Here is a 14,890-nt window from a genome sequence, read left to right on the forward strand (position 1 = left end):
TCATTATATTTTAACATTAAAAATCGATTTTAATAAAGTTATTTTACCTATATATTATAGTAAACTAATAACATTCAATTAACATAAAGCATTTAGACTTTAAAATGATATAAAAAGGTTCTTTCCTAAATTGGACTGATATATAAATATTTTCTTAAATTATTCCCTTTTTATTTACCAGTCTTAAAAATAGTGAACCTATAAAAAGAGCCCTATAACTAGGACTCTAAAGTAAACCCCAAAAGTTAGATTTTAGGTCTAACCTTTGAGGTGTGGTAAATACTTTTACTAATCAACTAAGATCATATATAATCTTTGTTGCTTTAATTGCTATAAACTATTTTCAACTCATTTTACTATCAATGATTAATAATAGAATTCTAATTCTTGTTTTAATTCATCGACGTATTCTTTTGCACCTGTGACAATTAATCTGTCTCTATATCTTAATTGTGTATCACCGTGTGGCACTATTGATTCATTATTGCGTATAATACGAACAAATATAATATCTCCACCAAATGGGAAGTTACGCAATTGCATATTTTCATATTTATAATTAAGCATTTGTATTTCATATAGTGAAGTTTCTACATTACTTAATAAATTAAGCATATTTGGTGTTTCAATTAAACCTTTTAGTAATATTTTATTACTTTGGTAACTACTGAATATTTCAACACCTAATTGTTTCAATTCACTGTCGTCACTTGTACTTTCCAAACGACAAATGACACGAGCAACTTGATGTTCTTTTGCTAATTTAGCAACCTTACGATTAATATCATCGTCATTGGTAGCACAAACAACGATATCACGTTTGAATAAACCTAAACGGTCTAAAATACCGTGTTCATAATCAGCAATTTCAATCATTGTTATATCATTCGATAGCTGTCTATTATCGCTTAAATCTTTACGATAATATAAAGAAATATCATAAAGTTGAGATGTTAAATTTTGAGCAATTGGTATGGTTAGCTGATTTTTACCGATTAAGCTAACTTCAATTTTACGATTAAACTCGTCAGGAATCGGGAACATTTTTTTGAAGATAATGGGTACAAAGACACAAGTAATCACTGCACTCAAAATTAATATTCCTGAAGTTTCTGCTGAAATTGTATTAAGACGCTCTGAAATTTTTGCAGCTGCGATAACTAAAGACAATGTTGATGTTAATAGAAAAGCTGAAGCAATGATTGTCTTCGTATCAAACCATCGTCTTATAAATAATACTGGTAGGAGTTTAGAAATAATAAACGCTATTATTAATATTGGAATGATAATTAATAATGAAGGCTCTTTTATTAATGATGGGATATTCAAATCTACACCGACCATAATAAAGAATATAGGTATAAAGAAACCATAGCCAAATGAATCCAATTTTTCAACCATCTCTTCATCTGGGTTTAACAATGACACAACAACACCTGCTAAAAATGCGCCTAAAATATTTTCTGCGCCGACACCTTCAGCTAAAGCAACTAAGAGGATAATTAATGCAAATACCGCACGAATACCTATTTGAGTTGTACCATCCATTAACTTTTGTAAAAATGACATTTGTTTAAATTGAACACCTAATATATAGGATATTGCTGTAAAAACAACTAAGATGCCAATCAACCAAATCGTACTTCCACCTTGGCCATTAATTGCTCCATAAACGGTTAATAAGACCATCGTGATTAAATCGGCCAATACTGCAACGAGTAAAATAAATTGACCAATCGTTGTACGCATGATGTTCATTTCTTTTAAAGTTGGTACTACAACCCCTAATGAAATCGTTGAAATAATAATAACCATTAATAAAACATCATCTACTAAACCTAACCATTTAAATACATACGCTAAGAATATAGAAACAATCATGATCAGAGAAAAGACCGTCAATGCCAAAGTTAAGTGACCTGGCATTTCTTTGTCATCACTATCTTGACCTTGTCTAGCTCTTTTATCTTTTTTAAATGCTTTAAAATCAATTTCCAAACCACTTAAAAACATTAAAAAGATAAAACCTAATGTAGAAAGGATATTTAGAATAGAATCTCTTTCGACTAAATTGAGAAACGAATTACCAATAATAATCCCCATTAATATTTCGGCAACGACAACTGGCAAAAAGTTAATATTTAATCGATTAACAATGATTGGAGTTAAGAATGCTGCTACAACGACGATAACTAAAGATACAAACTCCATAATTCCTCCTTAAGTTAAATAAGCCATAAATGAAGTTGCTAAACCGAAGTAAATCAACATACTAATAATATCATTAATAGTAGTAATAAATGGTCCACTTGCTACTGCAGGGTCAATTTTTAATTTGTTCATTAATAATGGAATCATAGAACCAACTAATGTACCAACTGTCATTGCACAAGTTAAACTACCACCAACAATAAGTGCTAATAGTGGTTGACGATATATGGCAACGATAATAGTGAATAAAATAATAGCACAAACAAGTCCTGATAAAATTCCACTACCCGCTTCACGTAAGGCAATCTTAAATTTGCTTTGCTCATTAATTTCACCAGTTGTAATATTACGAACTGATACCGCTAATGATTGTGTTCCCGAGTTACCAGACATACCACTGATAATTGGTATGAAGGCTGCTAATAATGCTACTTTTTCTAACGTTGCTTCAAAACTACCTAAAATAGTAGCAGTTATCATACCTAGGAACGTTAAAATAATTAACCAAGGTAAACGTTTAGCTGCTGTTTTAACTACTGAATCATTCGTAGAGTCGATATCTGATACACCGGCTAAACGAGAGTAGTCTTCACTAGCCTCTTCATCCATAACATCTAAAATGTCATCGATTGTAATAATACCTAGTAAATGATCTTGGTAATCAACAACTGGTACGGCCATAAAATCATAATCTCTAATTGTTTGAGCAACATTTTCTTGGTCTTCAGCGACATTAACACTGATAACTCTTTCACTCATGATATCTTCAATATAAGCATCATTTTCAGCAACAATTAAATCTCTTAATGATAATACACCGACTAATTTATCTTCATCATTAATAACATAAATAACATAAATCGTTTCAGCATCAGGCGCCTGTTCTTTGACGTGTATCAAAGCTTCTTTGACAGGTGTATGTGCTTTTAAAGATAAATATTCGGTAGTCATAATACCGCCGGCAGTATCTTCATCATAATGTAATAATGCTTTAATTTCATTAGCGTCATCTTTATTCATCAATGTCAATAAACTAGCTACTTTAGATTTAGATAACTCATTTAAAATATCTACGGCATTATCGTATGACATTGCTTCTAAAATATGACTAGCATAGGTTGCATTCATTTTATCGAATAACTGCTCATATTCTTCATCATCAATATCTAATTGATCAAAAAAGTTTGCTACTTCTTCTGGTGATAAGAAGTGAAATATTTTTTGTCTATTTTCCTCAGTGGTATCCTCAAAATACTCACTTTGTTCATAAGTATGCATAGATAAAAATTCTTCACGAAATTCATCAATATTATTATTGTCTAACTCTTGGTCTAATAACGTTTTGTTATATAGTTCCTCTTGAGCACTTTCTCTATTTTCTGTGTCAATCGGCATGCTTACACCTCCATAATTATTATATGTTTCTAAATAGTTTTAAAATTCGCTTATAGTCAATAGTAATCGAAATTTGTTTTTTTTCAATAGGATGATCAAATAAAATTTCAGAACATTGTAACGTCTGTCCTTGTATGGTTGGGTGCGTACCTCCATATAAATCATCTCCAACAATTGGATGACCTATATGTTTAAAGTGCACTCTAATTTGATGTGTTCGTCCAGTATGTAGTTGTATTTGACAAATACTGTAACGATGATTCTGTACTAATGTTTTATAAGATGTCTTAGCGTATTTACCATCTTTGGCTACTTCTCTCGTAATAATACTGTTTAGAGAGCGTTTGATATTTGCTTCTATTATGCCACTACTATTGATCTGACCGTTAACTAATGCAATATAAGTTTTTTGTAATTTTACTGTAGAAAATAAATGATGAATATGGCCATATTTAGCAAATATGACTAAACCTTCAGTATCTCTATCTAAACGTGTAACAATATGTGGATTAATATCTTCACCTTTGTTGCGACAATAACTCAGTACTTGTTCAATTAAACTATAATGTGGATGTTCTCTTGACGGTGTACAGTTTTGTTGTTGATATTTTCTAACAACTAATATGTATGGATCTTCATAACATATATCTAATGGCTTGTCATAGGGTTGTAGGTTGCTACTTGGTTGTTCTTTAGGCAAATGAATTTGCAAAATATCTTGAGGAACTAGCATTTTTCTAACAGTAACTGGTTGTCCATTAATAAGTAAAGCGCCATATTGTTTGATGGCGCTCACAGTCTTTTTAGAAAATTGATGTCTTTTTAACCACTCTTTTAACAGTTCTGGGTGTGTTATTTTATATGTGAAAATCATCTATCATCATCACTTGAAATGAATGAATCATGTACTCTTTTCCAGAATGGGAATGGTCTAAAACGTGCAAATCTAACTTTTTCATTAGCTACACGATATTGTATTGAGTTAACATTTTTATGTTTGATACTTACATGATCAATCGTCATTCTAATAGTATCGTGATTGACTGGTGATATTAAACATGTATGATGTTTAGGTAAAACTAGAGGAGAACCAACTGTTCTAAAGACACGGTTATTGATAGAAGCAATTTCAGTAATTTGCATTGCTTCTAATGAAGGATGAATTAATGCGCCCCCCAAAGCTTTATTATAGGCGGTTGAACCTGATGGAGTAGAAATACATAGACCATCTCCTCTAAAGCGTTCAAAATGTTTACCCCTCAAATTAACATCAACTACTAATGTAGAGCCATTTTCAGTTTTCATTGTAGCTTCATTAAGAGCCAAGTATCTCGTTTCATAGCCATTATCATTATAGCGTACGATTATTTCTAATAATGGGTATTCAATGACTTGAAATTCCGAATTATTAATTTCAATAATTAGTTTCTCAACTTCATGAGGCAGCCAATCAGCATAAAATCCTAGATGACCAGTATGTACACCTACAAAAGCTACACTGGATAACATATGACTATATTGATGAAAGGCTTGAAGTAATGTACCATCGCCACCAACCGAAATGACAATTTCTGGATTTTCACTGTCTTCAATCATGCGGAAGTCTTTCATATAATTAATCATTTTATGCTTTAAGGCATTAGATTTAGAATCACCTTTAGTTAAAATTGTATAGCGCATGATTTTTACACCTCATTAATCATTTTCGTGTTTTTTAGCACGTTTTTGACTGTAATATTTTTGTGCTTCTTGAATTTCATCTTTGATTTCTGACATTTCTTCATCTAATAAGTATGCCGCTTCGGCTGCACGTTCCAAACGATGCTGAATTTCATCAGGATAATCACCATCATATTTATAACGTAATGTATGTTCAATTGTAGCCCAAAAATTCATCGCCAAGGTACGAATTTGAATTTCTGCTAATATTACTTTTTGACCATTTAAAGTTTCAATCGGATATTCAATAATAACATGATATGAACGATAACCACTTTGTTTCGTATTTCTAATATAGTCCCGTTCTTCTACTACTTTGAAATCTTTACGTTGTTTCAAAATATTAACAACTACATCAATATCTTCTACAAATTGACACATAATTCTTAAACCCGCAATGTCATACATTTCTTCACGTAAACGATCAAAAGGTATTTGTCGTTTATTCGCCTTATCGATAATACTTGAAATAGGTTTAACACGACCTGTGACAAACTCAATTGGAGATGCATATTCGCCTATTTCATATTGTTTACGTAAACCTTTAAGCTTAATTTTCAATTCATTGACCGCTTGTTTATACGGTGTTAGGAATTGATCCCATTGATTCATAGTGATTCACCCCAATTCATTCAATGTTGAAGACATCTTCAACAGTAGCAACAAATTCTTTACCGTAATTATTGTTACCTTTAATATTATCTAAAATATAATTTAGTTCCTGATGAAATTCTGTTAATTCCAATTCATCATTAATGATGATTTTTTTCGTCATATTTTCATGAAGCATCGTCCAGGTTTCTTGAACAAAAATTAGGTATGAATATGCTTTGCCGTCATCTAATGTATATGCAAAAGCATAATTATCACTATCAACAAGCATTTGCCCTACTTCTTTCAGACCTGTAATTGAGTCTTCTGAATAACAATAAAGTCCATCTTCTTTTACTTTAATTTCATTGATATAAATACGCATGCTTGTTCCTCCTTATCCCATAATATTTTAACATAATTCAATTCTACAAAACACTTTGAGACCCTATTTTCATTATCGAAAAAGTAGGTATTTGCTATAACTATTATTACTTTTAAATTTTGTAGATGTCATTCATAATATGGTTAATTATTCATTTAATATTTGAGGTGTATGTAGGCTATGGCAATCAATCACGAAATTGAATTTAAACAAATTTTGACTCAGCAACTTTATTCACAAATAAAACAACAACTTTTTAGTAATGCTCACTTATTCAAACAAGTTAACTATTATATTGATACTCCTGACTTTAAACTGAAGTCACATCGTTCAGCATTGCGTATAAGGTTAAAAGATCAATGTTATGAAATGACCTTAAAAGTACCAGCATCAATTGGTTTAACTGAATACAATCATGAAGTAACCATCGAACCAAAGCTTGATAAAGAAATTAAGGTGGATGACTTACCAACAGATATTTATCGCATGGTCACTGAAACATTTGGTATTAATAATGATTCACTGTTGATATTAGGCGCATTAACAACTTATCGTATGGAAGTAGATTATGATGGGGACTTACTTGTCTTAGATAAAAGTGAATATTTAGGAACGACTGACTATGAGCTAGAATTTGAAGTGACTGACTATAATACTGGGCTAGTTAAATTTCAAAAATTATTGCGTCAATTTAATCTTGAACATCAACAACCATTAAATAAAGTACAACGATTTTTTATGCAAAAAGAAAAACTTTCAAACAATATATTGTAAATAGACAAATATGCATATTTCTTTCAAAAGTATAAAATCATGTTATATTAGATATATATTTAATGACTTTAAAGCAAGTCTATGAACGGAGGATTGATTAATCTCCGTTAACAAGAATTAATGATAAATTAGGTGAGTTTATGGCAGAAACACCATATGACATTGTTGGTAAAGATGCATTATATAACATGATTGACCATTTTTATAGACTGGTTGAACAAGATGATAGAATAAATCATTTATTCCCAGGCGATTTTGCGGAAACAAGTCGCAAGCAAAAACAATTTTTGACACAATTTTTAGGTGGACCAAAATTGTATACAGCTGAGCACGGCCATCCGATGCTCAAAAAAAGACACATGGAATTTATAATTACCGAATATGAACGTGATGCATGGTTAGAAAATATGCATCAAGCAATAACTGAAGCTAATTTCCCTTTAGGCGTGGGAGATTATCTATTCGAAAGATTAAGATTAACAGCAAATCATATGGTAAATTCCTAAAATTAATTGTAGGTGAAAAGGCATGACTGAAGAATTAAGAATAATGGAAAATAAGAGTCGTGAGGATGTTAATCTATCACCTGTAAGTAAAATTGAAATTTATTCATTTTTTGATCCATTTAGTCCAGACTGTTTTAAATTATCTGCAATCTTATCAAAGTTAAGAATCGAATATAATCAATATATTCGTATTAGACATATATTGAATCCTTCAATAAAGGTATTAACAAAATGCCAAGCACAAAGCACGTCAGATTTTGATAATATTGCACTAGCTTATAAAGCAGCTGAACTTCAAGGACGCTTAAAAGCTGAACGTTTCATTCATTTAATGCAAAATGAAATTATTCCTAAACGAGATATTATAACTGAAAATATGATATGTGACTGTATTAAAAATGCTGGTATTGACTTAGACGTTTTTAATGAAGATTTACAAAAGAGTAAATTAACCGAGAGTCTTAAAATAGATTTGCATATTGCACGTGAAATGGAAATTGAACAAGCACCTTCTTTAGTATTTTTTAGTGAAGATGTTCATGAAGAAGGATTAAAAGTTGAAGGGTTGTATCCCTATCATATATATACCTATATTATTAACGAATTAATGGGATCTCCTATCGAAAAGAAATTACCACCAAAATTAGAAACATATATTCAACAACAACAATTAGTTACTATGGAAGAATTATTGACTATTTATGAGTGGCCTGAAAAATTACTAAATAAAGAACTTAAAAAATTAGTATTGCAACAAAAAATTGAGAAATTAAAATATCCAGATGGAGATTTTTGGAAATCAAAAATGCCTAAAATTAATACAAAATGTTTTTAAATATTGAATAAAGCCCACGGTACTTAGTTGTATCGCGGGCTTCTTATTATTTGATTTGATTGTTTTGTAAAGAAATCAGTCAGCGCTCATAAATCTTTTTTGTGGTTCATTTTATATTAATGGAGCACAATTATTTTTGAATAATAAAATGTATAATCTAGGTATTTATTATAATAGGTATAAAAAAACGCCGTGTCTGATTACACGACGCTAAACAAAGGGGATGGGAGAAATTTTCTCACTTCAAACAAAGGGGTATGTTTGTTATGTGATTAATTTCATGTTCATAATATAACACGCTATTAGCCCCTTTTCAACCTTTTAAATATAATAATTACAAATTGTCACAAACTGTTCAAATTGTAAGCGAATTCAATTATGTTAAGCTTTCATTAATTTTTCAAAAGCATCTAATTTCTGTTTAAATACTTCACATGCTTGTTCAATTGGTTCAGGTGTTGTCATATCTACGCCAGCATTTTTCAGTATCTCAATAGGATAATTTGAACTACCTTTTTTCAAGAATTCGTTAATATATCTTTCAACTGCTGGCTTACCTTCTGTCAAAATTTGATGACTTAAGCTTTGTGCAGCGCTATATCCAGTAGCGTATTGATATACATAATAATTCATATAAAAATGTGGAATACGTGACCATTCTTTGCTGATATCCTTGTCAGTATCAACTGCATCACCAAAATATAGTTTATTTAATTTTGCATATTCATCATTCATACGAGTTGGTGTTAACGGTTCGCCACTTTCTTCAATTTGATGGATTTTATGTTCAAATTCTGCAAACATCGTTTGACGGAATAATGTAGCTCTAAAGCGTTCTAATTCCTGATTTAATAATAATAATCGTTTATCATCATCTAGATGTTTATCCATATAATCACTTAACAACGCTTCGTTACATGTTGAAGCTACTTCTGCAACAAATATTGTATAGTCACTTAAATTTGATGGTTGGAACTTTCTGCTGAAGTAACTATGTGCTGAATGTCCAAATTCATGAACTAGTGTATATAAATCTGAAATTGTATTAGACCAATTTAGCAGAATGAATGGATTAGTTAAATGAGCACCTGAAGAATAGCCACCTGAACGTTTACCTTTATTTTCATAAACGTCGACCCAACGATTATCCAAGCCTTCTTTGACGACTTCTAAATATTCTTCTCCCATTGGTTCTAAAGCTTTTAACATCCATTCTTTTGCTTCCTCATATGGCATATCAAATTGAATGTCTTTTACTAATGGTGTATAGAGATCATACATTTTCAAATCATCAATACCTAAAAGTTCTTTACGTAATTCAGTGTAACGATGTAGTAATGGTAAATATTTGTGAACAGTTTTCACTAAATTATCGTAAACTTCTTCTGGAATATGATTATTACTTAAAGCACGTTGTCTAGCACTTTTATAGTTATGTGTACGTGCATTAAAAACATTTTTCTTAACCTCACCTGCTAAAGTAGCACCTAACGTATTATTATGTGCACCGTATGCTTTATATACATTTCTATACGCACTTTCTCTCAATACTCTATCATCTGATTCTAAATATTTAATAAATGTTCCTTGTGTTAATGGATGTGAATGACCATCTTTGTCAATCGCATCTTCAAATTCTAAATCAGCATTACTAAACATGCCATATACATTTGAAGGTGTAGACAATGCATCTTGAGCCTCTGTTAATAGCTTTTCAGTATTAGCGTCTAAAATATGCGGTCTTTTTTCATTAATCAATTTCAAATCAAAAGCATATTGTTGTAATTGCTCATTTGATTGTATAAATTCTTGAATTTTAGCTTCATCTATTTGTAATATTTCAGGTACTAAGAAGCTCCATGCTGAACTAAATTTAATAATGAGTTGATGTGCATTTGACTCCATGCCAATATATTTATCATTGGTAGTGTCTTGATCTTGTTTGAGATGTGCGTAGACATAAACTTTCTCTAGTTTAGTACCTATTTCATCTTCTAATTTTAATGCTTGATATAATGTCTCAGCATCATCGCCCAAGTGACCTTTAAATTGTTGTTCTTTACCTAATTCATTTTCAACTTCCTTGAACGCTTGTTCATACGCTTGATCATCTTCAAATATTGTTGATAAGTCCCATGTATATTCAGGGTATTTACGTTCCTGTTCCTCTCTAGTTAATTGTTGACTCATTTAATGTAAACCTCCTACTAATAATCTAATTGCTTCAATTTTCTCATGTTAATGCAGAATTTGCACGTTTTTACACCTTTGATTAATGATATCTAAGTAACTTTGCCTACATTGTTCTATAATGTCATTTTGACAATAATTATGATAAATAAATTCTCTAAATTTAAATATCGGTAATATATCTTTATTAGTTAATAGCTGCTTATTAGCTAGTAAATGCCAATTTAATTGCCATTCTATAGGATGAGTTTCAATATAAAGTTGCTGAGGGAAAATATAGCCAAAGTGTTCAATAACATCATAGTCAGTTAATCTTAGTTGATACATAGCACTCAATGTTGGCTGCAATACTGAATTTTGATGTCGACAGCGACGAAGATAATTGTGCATGTATTTTGATGATAATTTATAACAAACTGTTGATGAAGTTGTCATATTTTGTAGAATCGTATGTGGTAGTATACGTTGCTTTTGACAATAAAAAATTTGTCCGCCTATATGCTGCAAATTCGATAATAAATAAAATGTTCTCTTATTACTATTATAAGTGAACATCGCTCTTGTATATGGGTGAATAAATGACGCTAAAAATCGACTTAATTTAACCTTGTCTTTAATGACATCCGAATCTTTTACTATCCATGTTACTTTATAACCTAATTGTTCTAGACCTCTAGTTCTAGTTATGATATCAATAAATGGTATCGTCGATAATTGCAATTCAATCACATTTGTTTGGTTAATAATTAAATCAGGTACTTGTCTAATCGTCTTTAAATGTGGCTCAATTTCTACATGATATCCTAAGCGATTAAAATATTGTGCGAGTAATAGTTTCGCATAATAATGATTAACTGATTCATTAGCATAACAATGATTAGATTGATTACTTTGATGTGCGAAATGCGCACTATACTTTAAACCCTTTTTAAAATAACTGGTTTAAGACAAACAGGACAAACATATCTTTCTTGTTTAGAAGCATGCATAGCAAGTGTACGTCGTCTATCTTTATTCAATGCAATTATCATAGCGTCACCTCTACTTTATTTCACGAAGTATGACATCGTTTTACTTTATATTTATAAAATAAGACGTTGATTTGATAACATTGAATATGATATTAACTAAGACACTTTAACTAAACTTAGACAATACAAAAACAAGACACACTTAATTAAAGTATGCCTTGTCTATATTTTATAATTAACTTGATATCTTTATTCTGTGGTATCAGGGAAATAACGTCTAATTTGTGATGCAACATTATGACTCATAATAATTTTTGCATAGTCATTCAAGTAAACTTCAGTTTTATCAGTTGGGAATGCATATTCTAATAACTGACTATAACTATCATTAATAACAAATTGATTTACACTATCATCAAAATGTACTGCGTAATAATAAGTTGAATCAATCATGTATAGTAAATCTTCGAAATCATCTGTAACTGGATTACTATGGTATGCAAAATCAATGACGTCTTCTAAGTCATTAAATTTAACAATCACTGTTCGAGCATTAGCTTGTCTACGCGCTTTTTGACGCTGAGAAGCTTGCTCTTTTTTATCTTTATGACGTTGTTCAAATAAGTCTTCTATTTGATCGTCATCTTCTAATGATTTGGCTAATAACTCTTGAACTTGGTTATCGAATTGGTCATTTCCTTCATCAGTCATACTCATCACATCATCATTTTTAGATTTAGAAATTACAACTTCGACACCTTTTTCAAAGGCATGTACTTGTATCCATAATGGACCTTCAACAACAAAATCTTCTTCTTCGTTAACTTCATCCATCACTGACCAAAAGAATTCTTCACCACGCTGACGATTAGTCCATAAATCTTCTCGACTATATCCGCGTGCTTCGATATCACTATATGTTATAAATAATTTTACAGTTGTGTCATCAACACGTTCTATTCTCATATCATCTCACTCCTTACAGTCGATGAATAGTAACCATATTGTATTAAACTCATCAGCAAAATACAATTTTTTTGTTTGATTAAATTTAACTAAAATATTTGATAATCATCATAACACATAACAGGACCTTAAACTATTTTAATGATTACTTACTAGTGTTACTTTATTTAAAAACTGTAAAAAAGCAACACTATAGTAGTATATAGCGTTGCTTAACATATCTTTTAGTAAAGTAATACACATAGTTATATGGTTATTAGTCAACCATACGTTGTGCTTCTTGTAATTGGAACGTACGAACTTTTCTTGGTAAGAAACGTCTAATTTCGTCCTCATTATATCCAACTTGTAAACGTTTATCGTCTAAAATAATTGGACGACGTAACAATCCAGGATTATCTTGAATGATTGAATACAAATCTTGTAACGGTAATGAATCAATATCTACATTTAATTTTTGATACGTTTTAGAACGTGTAGAAATAATTTCATCAGTACCATCTTCAGTCATTTTTAATATTTGTTTAATTTCGTCAATTGTTAAATGTTCAGAAAAAATATTACGCTCCGTATACGGAATGTCATGTTCTTGTAACCATGCTTTCGCTTTACGGCAAGATGTGCAACTTGGTGAAGTAAATAATGTTACCATACATCTCACTCTCCTATTGAATGAATAAAATTCATTGATTAAAATTTAGTTATAGATCAAGAAAAAACACTTTTTTCTAAAATTCTTAATCGTTACTATTTATTATAACCGTCTAACATTAAAATTAAATGAGAAAATCCTAATTTTTCAGATAAATAATAAAAATTATTTGCTCTCATAAAACTATTAATTAGTTACATGGTATAGATACATTTTAACATATCTTACATTTTTAAGAAATACTGTTATAATGATAATTATTAAATTATTTATTTAGAAGGTAGGAATTTACATGGAGACATTATTTTCAGGCATTCAACCAAGTGGCATCCCTACCATTGGGAACTACATCGGAGCTTTAAAACAATTTGTCGATGTTCAAAATGACTATGATTGTTATTTTTGTATTGTAGACCAACATGCGATAACGATGCCTCAAGATCGCCTAAAATTACGTAAGCAAATTAGACAATTAGCTGCTATTTATTTAGCTTCTGGTATTGATCCAGAAAAAGCAACTTTATTTATCCAATCTGAAGTACCAGCACATGCACAAGCTGGTTGGATGTTAACAACAATATCTTCAGTTGGTGAGTTAGAACGAATGACACAATACAAAGATAAAGCCCAAAAAGCTATGGAAGGCATTCCAGCTGGTTTGTTAACTTATCCTCCATTAATGGCTGCAGATATTGTACTTTATAATACCAATATTGTTCCAGTTGGTGAAGATCAAAAACAACATATTGAATTGACGAGAAATTTGGTTGATCGTTTTAATAGTCGTTATAATGATGTTTTAGTTAAACCAGAAGGACGTATGCCTAAAATTGGTGGACGTGTAATGAGTTTACAAGACCCTACTCGTAAAATGAGTAAAAGTGATGATAATACGAAAAACTTTATCTCATTACTCGATGAACCAAATGTTGCAGCTAAAAAAATTAAAAGTGCTGTTACTGATTCAGATGGCATAATTAAATTTGATCGTGATAATAAACCTGGTATTAGTAATTTAATTTCTATTTATGCTGGATTAACTAATGAAACAATTCAAGACATTGAGTCAAAATATACTAACGAAGGTTATGGTAAATTTAAAGGTGATTTAGCAGACATTGTCAAAGCATTTTTAGTTGATTTCCAAACTAAATATAATGAATTTTACGAATCTGATGAACTTGATACGATATTAGATCAAGGACGCGACAAAGCTCAAAAAGCTTCATTTAAAACATTGAAAAAAATGGAAAAAGCAATGGGACTAGGTCGAGTAAGAAAGTAATTAATCATATTAAACTGGTAGCTAACTGATTTAAACAAATCTTTTAGCTACCGTTTTTGCGTTTATTTCAAATATAAGTTTATTTGTTGGCAAATTTGAGCATTAAATTTATAAATAACCCTCATAACTAAAAAATTAAAAGTCATAACTAAAAAATTAAAAGTCATAACTAAAAAATTAAAAGTCATAACTAAAAAACATACTAAGATTAGCTGTGAAGAAATCTATGACGATAGATTTTTTCACAGCTATTTTTTATAGTTGTAGAGAGAGAAGTAGACTGTGCAGGCTCTTGGGTTTTAAACCCGTATAAAAAACTAGTCAGCTTTACTCTCGCCTTTTAAAATTCGTTTGTAGTATGTTGGGTTCTTGAAACCGTGTATAGGAAAGTGAAATGAGAAAGGTTAAGT

13 protein-coding genes and 1 pseudogene are annotated in these 14,890 nt (G+C 30.5%); 4 read left to right on the plus strand and 10 right to left on the minus strand.

Going from position 1 to position 14,890, the window contains the following annotated elements; translation table 11 throughout:
- Positions 1-366: 366 nt before the first annotated feature.
- The 6 genes from CD113_RS10540 to CD113_RS10565 are packed head-to-tail and all read right to left on the minus strand — an operon-like array spanning position 367 to position 6,301.
- Positions 367-2,211 (minus strand): monovalent cation:proton antiporter family protein, encoded by a 1,845-nt coding sequence (locus CD113_RS10540; protein WP_095092633.1) that lies wholly within the window; start codon positions 2,209-2,211, stop codon positions 367-369.
- 9 nt (positions 2,212-2,220) lie between these two features.
- Positions 2,221-3,606 carry a magnesium transporter gene (gene mgtE / locus CD113_RS10545; RefSeq protein WP_002462332.1) on the minus strand — a complete coding sequence of 462 codons (1,386 nt, stop codon included), beginning with the start codon at positions 3,604-3,606 and terminating at the stop codon, positions 2,221-2,223.
- 19 nt (positions 3,607-3,625) lie between these two features.
- Positions 3,626-4,480: an RluA family pseudouridine synthase gene (locus CD113_RS10550; protein WP_002462331.1), complete on the minus strand. Its 855-nt coding sequence runs from the start codon at positions 4,478-4,480 to the stop codon at positions 3,626-3,628.
- Positions 4,477-5,286: an NAD kinase gene (locus CD113_RS10555; RefSeq protein ID WP_095092631.1), complete on the minus strand. Its 810-nt coding sequence runs from the start codon at positions 5,284-5,286 to the stop codon at positions 4,477-4,479. The genes CD113_RS10550 and CD113_RS10555 overlap by 4 nt, the downstream gene beginning before the upstream one ends.
- A gap of 15 nt (positions 5,287-5,301) precedes the next feature.
- Positions 5,302-5,937: a GTP pyrophosphokinase gene (locus CD113_RS10560; RefSeq protein ID WP_002462505.1), complete on the minus strand. Its 636-nt coding sequence runs from the start codon at positions 5,935-5,937 to the stop codon at positions 5,302-5,304.
- Between the two features lie 16 nt (positions 5,938-5,953).
- Positions 5,954-6,301 (minus strand): UPF0738 family protein, encoded by a 348-nt coding sequence (locus tag CD113_RS10565; RefSeq protein WP_002462504.1) that lies wholly within the window; start codon positions 6,299-6,301, stop codon positions 5,954-5,956.
- 180 nt (positions 6,302-6,481) lie between these two features.
- Here CD113_RS10565 and CD113_RS10570 point away from each other — a divergent pair, with 180 nt between their 5' ends.
- From CD113_RS10570 to yjbH, 3 genes are all read left to right on the plus strand, one after another.
- A complete protein-coding gene (locus CD113_RS10570) occupies positions 6,482-7,075 on the plus strand; it encodes a CYTH domain-containing protein (RefSeq protein WP_002462503.1) in 594 nt (197 codons plus the stop codon).
- A 140-nt stretch (positions 7,076-7,215) separates the two neighbouring features.
- Entirely contained in the window at positions 7,216-7,581 is a 366-nt protein-coding gene (locus CD113_RS10575) for a truncated hemoglobin YjbI (protein ID WP_095092629.1), read from the plus strand.
- A 22-nt stretch (positions 7,582-7,603) separates the two neighbouring features.
- Positions 7,604-8,416, plus strand: coding sequence for a protease adaptor protein YjbH (gene yjbH / locus CD113_RS10580; protein WP_002462502.1), 813 nt, complete (start codon positions 7,604-7,606; stop codon positions 8,414-8,416).
- A gap of 381 nt (positions 8,417-8,797) precedes the next feature.
- Here the strand turns inward: yjbH and pepF are convergent, their stop codons facing one another.
- The 4 genes and pseudogenes from pepF to spxA form a co-directional block, all read right to left on the minus strand.
- Positions 8,798-10,606: an oligoendopeptidase F gene (gene pepF / locus CD113_RS10585; protein WP_095092627.1), complete on the minus strand. Its 1,809-nt coding sequence runs from the start codon at positions 10,604-10,606 to the stop codon at positions 8,798-8,800.
- Between the two features lie 48 nt (positions 10,607-10,654).
- Positions 10,655-11,455: pseudogene (locus CD113_RS10590) on the minus strand (competence protein CoiA family protein); the annotation flags it as partial.
- 371 nt (positions 11,456-11,826) lie between these two features.
- The gene (mecA, locus tag CD113_RS10595; protein WP_002464240.1) at positions 11,827-12,543 is read right to left on the minus strand and encodes an adaptor protein MecA; all 717 of its coding nucleotides are present in this window, start codon (positions 12,541-12,543) and stop codon (positions 11,827-11,829) included.
- A gap of 256 nt (positions 12,544-12,799) precedes the next feature.
- Positions 12,800-13,195 carry a transcriptional regulator SpxA gene (gene spxA, locus CD113_RS10600; protein ID WP_002464239.1) on the minus strand — a complete coding sequence of 132 codons (396 nt, stop codon included), beginning with the start codon at positions 13,193-13,195 and terminating at the stop codon, positions 12,800-12,802.
- A gap of 292 nt (positions 13,196-13,487) precedes the next feature.
- On the opposite strand from spxA, the gene trpS reads away from it, so the two are divergent.
- Positions 13,488-14,480, plus strand: a complete 993-nt coding sequence (trpS, locus tag CD113_RS10605) for a tryptophan--tRNA ligase (protein WP_095092621.1) — start codon at positions 13,488-13,490, stop codon at positions 14,478-14,480.
- The last annotated feature ends 410 nt before the right edge of the window (positions 14,481-14,890 follow it).

The sequence above is a fragment of the Staphylococcus simiae genome (assembly GCF_002902085.1).
Taxonomy (GTDB): domain Bacteria; phylum Bacillota; class Bacilli; order Staphylococcales; family Staphylococcaceae; genus Staphylococcus; species Staphylococcus simiae.

Bases quoted from the DNA above. Each gene is read 5' to 3' on its own strand.
- CD113_RS10540 (WP_095092633.1), bottom strand. From the start codon at position 2,211: ATGGAGTTTGTATCTTTAGTTATCGTCGTTGTAGCAGCATTCTTAACT.
- mgtE (WP_002462332.1), bottom strand. From the start codon at position 3,606: ATGCCGATTGACACAGAAAATAGAGAAAGTGCTCAAGAGGAACTATAT.
- CD113_RS10550 (WP_002462331.1), bottom strand. From the start codon at position 4,480: ATGATTTTCACATATAAAATAACACACCCAGAACTGTTAAAAGAGTGG.
- CD113_RS10555 (WP_095092631.1), bottom strand. From the start codon at position 5,286: ATGCGCTATACAATTTTAACTAAAGGTGATTCTAAATCTAATGCCTTA.
- CD113_RS10560 (WP_002462505.1), bottom strand. From the start codon at position 5,937: ATGAATCAATGGGATCAATTCCTAACACCGTATAAACAAGCGGTCAAT.
- CD113_RS10565 (WP_002462504.1), bottom strand. From the start codon at position 6,301: ATGCGTATTTATATCAATGAAATTAAAGTAAAAGAAGATGGACTTTAT.
- CD113_RS10570 (WP_002462503.1), top strand. From the start codon at position 6,482: ATGGCAATCAATCACGAAATTGAATTTAAACAAATTTTGACTCAGCAA.
- CD113_RS10575 (WP_095092629.1), top strand. From the start codon at position 7,216: ATGGCAGAAACACCATATGACATTGTTGGTAAAGATGCATTATATAAC.
- yjbH (WP_002462502.1), top strand. From the start codon at position 7,604: ATGACTGAAGAATTAAGAATAATGGAAAATAAGAGTCGTGAGGATGTT.
- pepF (WP_095092627.1), bottom strand. From the start codon at position 10,606: ATGAGTCAACAATTAACTAGAGAGGAACAGGAACGTAAATACCCTGAA.
- mecA (WP_002464240.1), bottom strand. From the start codon at position 12,543: ATGAGAATAGAACGTGTTGATGACACAACTGTAAAATTATTTATAACA.
- spxA (WP_002464239.1), bottom strand. From the start codon at position 13,195: ATGGTAACATTATTTACTTCACCAAGTTGCACATCTTGCCGTAAAGCG.
- trpS (WP_095092621.1), top strand. From the start codon at position 13,488: ATGGAGACATTATTTTCAGGCATTCAACCAAGTGGCATCCCTACCATT.